The following is a 697-nucleotide window of genomic DNA, read 5'->3' as shown; positions in this document are numbered from 1 at the left end:
CCATCACCAATCTGGTGACGCAGACTGAAATCGCACTGAGTCAGGATCGAACCCAGAAGGAACTTGAGGATGTCCTCTACTCCAGTCTTGAAGAGTATAACCGGATGACCAAAATGGTCAGCGACATGCTGTTTCTGGCACAGGCGGACAATAACCAGCTTATACCTGACAGGGTCCGTTTTGACCTCAGAGCAGAAGTCATGAAAGTCTTCGAGTTTTTCGAAGCCTGGGCCGAAGAACGCAATATTATGCTCAAATTTAACGGGATGCCCTGCCTGGTTGAGGGAGATCCACAAATGTTCAGAAGAGCGATCAATAATCTGTTATCCAACGCCCTGCGTTATACCCCGGAGGGACAGGCAATCACCGTCTCAATAAGAGAGCAGGAGAGCTTTTTTGACCTTGTGATTGAAAATCCAGGGAAACCGATCCCTGAAGAACATTTATCAAGGCTGTTTGACCGTTTTTATCGGGTGGATCCATCCAGACAACGAAAAGGAGAAGGCAGCGGCATCGGCCTTGCGATTGTGAAGTCAATCGTGGAAGCACATCACGGAAGAGTGCAGGTGGAATCGGACGTACACTCAACGCGTTTTATCTTATCCGTGCCCAGACTGGAGAAAATGATCCCGGAAACCCAATGCTGAAAATAAAGATGTAAATGACAAAGATGTCATTAGCCTGTCATGCAGCAAAC

General features: G+C 47.6%; 1 pseudogene. It reads left to right on the top strand.

Annotated elements, in window-relative coordinates:
* Positions 1-647 (top strand): annotated as a pseudogene (silS, locus tag FDX01_RS06295) (copper/silver sensor histidine kinase SilS); the annotation flags it as partial.
* Between the last annotated feature and the right edge of the window lie 50 nt (positions 648-697).

Origin of the sequence: Citrobacter sp. wls613, from assembly GCF_005281195.1 — a bacterium.
GTDB lineage: Bacteria > Pseudomonadota > Gammaproteobacteria > Enterobacterales > Enterobacteriaceae > Citrobacter > Citrobacter gillenii.
Note: the sequence above shows the minus strand (reverse complement) of the source record. Positions and strands in the feature narration are given on the sequence as shown.